This is a genomic window from Bdellovibrio bacteriovorus (assembly GCF_001592755.1).
Taxonomy (GTDB): Bacteria; Bdellovibrionota; Bdellovibrionia; order Bdellovibrionales; family Bdellovibrionaceae; genus Bdellovibrio; species Bdellovibrio bacteriovorus_E.
This window is the reverse complement of record NZ_LUKF01000011.1, coordinates 1-4,353: the sequence shown is the minus strand read 5'-3', so window position 1 is coordinate 4,353 and position 4,353 is coordinate 1. Positions and strand designations below refer to the sequence as shown.

Here is a 4,353-nt window from a genome sequence, read left to right as displayed (position 1 = left end):
TTAGTATAATTAAAGTATACTTTGAACATGACCAGTTATGACTCCGAACTTGAAAAGCAAGGTATTGAAGCAGTCCAGGAAGTCCTAAGGGATAAACTTCATATCGAAATTACGAAGAATTTTGGAAAAATACCGCTTGGCGAGGGGTATATTCCTGACGCGTACCTCGAAGTAAGGATCGGTGGTGAAGAAAAATATTTGGCCATAGAAGTAAAGGGCCAAATTCAACATTTGAGCCAAATTAAAACATTTTTGAATTTTGCTGATTCCTTTCAGGGAATGGCTTTTTTGGCATCGCCGGCAATCGCTGATTCGATAAAAAGACAGCTGACAAACAAAGGCATAGGTTATTTAGAGTTCGAAAAGGAGCTGAATTTTCCAGTTCATCTTCAGAACTTTTCATCTGTTGTTCCTATTTCCAGTTACGGGCCTAGTGAAGGTTTTCGCGCAGACAGCACATTGAAAGTACTATTCTATTTGGCAGCTTCTTTAGAGAACCAAAGTTTAACTCAAAGGCAATTAGCCGAAACATTAGGGTTATCTGTTGGGTCGGTAAATCGGAGTTTAAAAGCTCTTGAAGAGGAAAAGATCATAGAGAGAGAGTCACAGAGCTTGCGTCTTAAAAATACAAAAAAAGTCTTTGAATATTGGAACTCACTGTATTGGGGAAGGGCGCGGGCTAAGCTAAGCGTTGGTCGCTTTTCGCCGATAACCCCTTCTTTCTACCCTGATTGGCAGACTTACGATTTAAAAGCGACTCGTTCTTATTGGGGAGGAGAGCCCGCAGTCCGTAGAATAAATGATTTTCTTACTCCAGGATTTTACACTATTTACTCCTACGAGCCCAGGCTGGCTGCCATTATGGCAAGTTTAAAATTGAAAAAAGATCCAGCAGGAAAAATTGAGATTTTGAGGTCTTTTTGGCCTGAAAATTTAAACGACTCTTATAGAAGAACAGTGCCGCCTTTTCTGATTTTAAGTGACCTGTATGGCTCTAATATTGATAGAAATATTGAGGCAGCCGAGAATCTTTTGACGTACTCACCAGAGTTAAGGAAGTGGAAATGACTCCACGTCAAGTCATGGCGGTGGTGACACGTGAGCTTGACGCGCAAAAAATTTCTTCTTTCATTATTGGTGCTGCGGCCAGAGACCTCTTAGCAGAACGATTTGGTCTGACACCCTCTGAAAGAAAAACTTCAGACATTGATTTTGCGATACTCGTTCCAGACTGGAAAGCCGTAGATGGCTTAAGAAAAAAACTGTTAGGTCATCCCGATATTAAGGTTCCTTCAGAGGGAAGTATTAGATTTTTTCTTGCTGGCGTTCCTTTTGACATTGTGCCCTTTGGAGGAATTGAAGATCAGAATCATGTAGTAAGTTGGCCACCCCATCATGACACTGCGATGTCGGTTTTGGGATATTCAGAAGCTATGAAGAACGTCGTAGATTTTGAAATAGAAAAGCAAACCGTACGAGTTCTTAGTATAGAATTTTTTGTCGCATTAAAGTTAATCGCCTGGGGTATGAATGGCGCACGGCAAAGAGACATTGTTGATGTAGGTTATTTAATTAGTAACTATTCGAAGATAAATCCTGATGCTTACGAGTATGTCCTGGAAAATAATTTAGACCTTTTAGAACTACTCGATCATGATTACGCATGCGCCGAGATCGGCTGTTTAGGAATGCAGATCGCATCAAAACTATCTGGTCAGCCTAAAGAAGTTATAGTTGAGATATTGCGCAGTGAAGAGAATATTCAGCAGATGATACGCGACTTATTAAGTATAGAAAGTCTGCCGGATTCTGAGTCTCGTGATAAATCCGAACGTAAATGGAAATCTTTTTTAAGAGCTTTACTATTGGGCTTAAATGGAAATAAGGAATAGATATAATTTTAAAGTGCCGACGTTAGGTCACTCTAAGGTTTGCTGCTTTGCCCACGCGTAAACTGAATCAGGCGAAAGGCCCAGAGTGCCTTCAAGATGCCAGTAATTCTTCGGCCATACTTGCTTATTAAACTTCATAGGATGAGTAGGAATATTTAAGAGCTTCCCGATAAGCTCTGTGCAGTAAAGGGCGTCGTCCGACCAAGAATACCAAAAATCAAAAGGAAGACCCATATAAGGCTTTACTTGTGAAAGGCGTACGTCTTGCGGGATCTCGATGACTTCCGCGATGACACCACGGTGTTCAAGATCTTCCCAAGAAACAATGGCAACGCCTTCACCAGGGTAAGCATTCAGCCACTTGTCGCCGATATCATCAAATTGGATTGCGGTATGCGCGAATCTGCCGCCGGGTTCGTACTGCACCAAACGACCGTGACGATCGTAAAGTTCTAAAAACGCGATGCGAGTTTTTGCAAACGAAGAAGAAACAGATAAGAAAAGTAGAATGAATAGAGCAAAACGCATGCAGGGGTTTTCACTCAAAAACCCCTTAAAATCAAGCCTTATAAGACTTGCGGGCAAGCCATACTAGGGGAGATTTTACAAGAGTCACCATTTCTCCACCTAAAGCCGCTCCAAAGAACCACAAAACACCGGATTCCCAGTTGACTTCATGACTCACGATGGAAAGCCCACCGAGCGTTACCAAAGAAAGGGCTGCGATATTCATTGCACGTGAACGCATCACACGGATCCATTCGTCGTGATTTAAAATCAGACGCGCGAATAAAATAGAAATGGAAAGATACAAAGCTCCACAGAAGAAAAGACAGAAGGTCGGACTGATCTTCATAAAGTAATGCATCAGACCGCCGCCATCAAAGAACAGCTGCACGCCAAATTGAGAACAGCTCATCAAAGTCACGAAAGTTCCTAGCGCGTGAGCCACACCCATTTTAGAAACCAACTTCCAGGTCGGAGAGCGTTCGGCCTCCAGTTGTGCATGGATTTTTTGTAAAACAAAAGAAGAGCCGCTGGTTTCAGCAGTATCATTAGCAAAAGACTCGAAATCTTTTTTTACGTCTTTCATTATGACCTCCTAACTCTTCTTTCCTAATCCACGCAACAATTTTAAACTGCGGCTGACAATCTGTCGGATATTGCTTTCAGACATTTTTAAGACTTCAGCAATCTCCTCGTATTCCAGTTCGTCCAAATACCTCAGTTTCATGACCTCTTGTTCCCGAGGCTTGAGCTCGGCTAAAAGTGTCGCCGCTTCCTCTTTCTCTTCTAGCATAGGAACCGCGCCGTCCGTTTGTGACAAAGAATCGTTCCATTCAGAAAAATCCTTAATTTCTCGATTTCTGTAATCTTTTAGCTCGCTACGGGTAATGACGTAGATCCAGGCTAGGGCCTTATAACGAGAATCATAGAGGTGCTTTTTTCGATGAACCTGTAAGAAAACGATCTGCAAAAGATCTTCCGCACGTTCCTGAGGAAGGCCTCTTTTAAGAGCATAGGAAAGCACGCGGCCAGAATGTCTTAAATAGAGAATATCTAAAGCCTTCGTTTCACCTTCAGCGAGCTTTAGTAAGAGTTCTTCATCTGTACATTCTTGCAAATTTATTTTCATACGCCTGTCACAAGTTATTCGTCTCCATCCTAATGAAGGTTGAAAGCGCATACAAGAAGGAAGTTTTAAGATGAGTAAAATGTGGATATGGCTTCTCGGGCCTTTATTTCTGATAGCTACGACGGCGCAAGCACATCCTGTTTCATTCGCGGGTGCCTTTTCTCTTATGTCCTACAATAAGGAAAACGAGAACGAGATGCTTCTAACATATTCTATGACCAGTCGTTTGGCGGCGGGGCTTATGTATTTTAAGACGGAAGAGGCCGAGTACACGGTGCCTCGTTTGAATTTTCTCGCAAAGCGCTGGAACAATGAAGACTCTCAAGGAAATATTTATTTGAGTGCCGGGTATGGTACGGATCGCTCCTATGACGAAGTCAAAGGTGTCACACTGGTTTCTGCCGATGTGGATTGGGAAGATCGCAGATACTACACATCTTTTCAATACACGAAATACTTCCGTGAAGACTCTGATATTCAGCGCACTGATTTTGAACAAACAAAATTGCGCGGTGGCGTGGCTCCGTATTTGGCAGAGTTTAATGAGTTAAATACGTGGTTGATTGTACAATTTGAAAAGAAAAATGACAGCTCTATCGAGACAACGCAGTTCGTGCGCTTATTTTACAGAAATATTCTGATTGAAGTGGGTGCAACTATTGGCGGTGGCGGAGCTTTCAATTTTATGAGCCACTTCTAAAGTTTAGAAGTCAGTAAATGATAGTTTTTTAAAAAATATTGGAGAATTTATGAAAAAATTAATCTTTGCTTTTTTATTCACAAGCTCTTTGGCCTTCGCCGGCGAAGTTGAAACTGTGGGTGTGA

6 protein-coding genes are annotated in these 4,353 nt (G+C 42.0%); 3 read left to right on the top strand and 3 right to left on the bottom strand.

Going from position 1 to position 4,353, the window contains the following annotated elements; all coding sequences use genetic code 11:
* Positions 1-27 precede the first annotated feature (27 nt).
* Positions 28-1,068 (top strand): type IV toxin-antitoxin system AbiEi family antitoxin, encoded by a 1,041-nt coding sequence (locus AZI85_RS06690; protein WP_063243368.1) that lies wholly within the window; start codon positions 28-30, stop codon positions 1,066-1,068.
* The gene (locus AZI85_RS06685; protein WP_063243367.1) at positions 1,065-1,892 is read left to right on the top strand and encodes a nucleotidyl transferase AbiEii/AbiGii toxin family protein; all 828 of its coding nucleotides are present in this window, start codon (positions 1,065-1,067) and stop codon (positions 1,890-1,892) included. The genes AZI85_RS06690 and AZI85_RS06685 overlap by 4 nt, the downstream gene beginning before the upstream one ends.
* 27 nt (positions 1,893-1,919) lie before the next feature.
* On the opposite strand, the gene AZI85_RS06680 is transcribed toward AZI85_RS06685, so the two are convergent.
* Genes AZI85_RS06680 through AZI85_RS06670 form a run of 3 tightly spaced genes read right to left on the bottom strand, consistent with a single transcriptional unit; the run spans position 1,920 to position 3,528 of the window.
* On the bottom strand, positions 1,920-2,420 hold the full coding sequence (locus AZI85_RS06680; protein WP_063243366.1) for a hypothetical protein: 501 nt from the start codon (positions 2,418-2,420) through the stop codon (positions 1,920-1,922).
* Positions 2,421-2,451: 31 nt separating this feature from the next.
* The gene (locus tag AZI85_RS06675; protein ID WP_063243365.1) at positions 2,452-2,985 is read right to left on the bottom strand and encodes a hypothetical protein; all 534 of its coding nucleotides are present in this window, start codon (positions 2,983-2,985) and stop codon (positions 2,452-2,454) included.
* A 9-nt stretch (positions 2,986-2,994) separates the two neighbouring features.
* The gene (locus tag AZI85_RS06670) at positions 2,995-3,528 is read right to left on the bottom strand and encodes an RNA polymerase sigma factor (RefSeq protein WP_253720885.1); all 534 of its coding nucleotides are present in this window, start codon (positions 3,526-3,528) and stop codon (positions 2,995-2,997) included.
* Between the two features lie 70 nt (positions 3,529-3,598).
* On the opposite strand from AZI85_RS06670, the gene AZI85_RS06665 reads away from it, so the two are divergent.
* Positions 3,599-4,228 (top strand): hypothetical protein, encoded by a 630-nt coding sequence (locus AZI85_RS06665; RefSeq protein WP_063243364.1) that lies wholly within the window; start codon positions 3,599-3,601, stop codon positions 4,226-4,228.
* The last annotated feature ends 125 nt before the right edge of the window (positions 4,229-4,353 follow it).

Coding starts and splice junctions, on each gene's coding strand:
- AZI85_RS06680 (WP_063243366.1), bottom strand. CDS start 2,420: ATGCGTTTTGCTCTATTCATTCTACTTTTCTTATCTGTTTCTTCTTCG.
- AZI85_RS06670 (WP_253720885.1), bottom strand. CDS start 3,528: ATGAAAATAAATTTGCAAGAATGTACAGATGAAGAACTCTTACTAAAG.
- AZI85_RS06685 (WP_063243367.1), top strand. CDS start 1,065: ATGACTCCACGTCAAGTCATGGCGGTGGTGACACGTGAGCTTGACGCG.
- AZI85_RS06690 (WP_063243368.1), top strand. CDS start 28: ATGACCAGTTATGACTCCGAACTTGAAAAGCAAGGTATTGAAGCAGTC.
- AZI85_RS06675 (WP_063243365.1), bottom strand. CDS start 2,985: ATGAAAGACGTAAAAAAAGATTTCGAGTCTTTTGCTAATGATACTGCT.
- AZI85_RS06665 (WP_063243364.1), top strand. CDS start 3,599: ATGAGTAAAATGTGGATATGGCTTCTCGGGCCTTTATTTCTGATAGCT.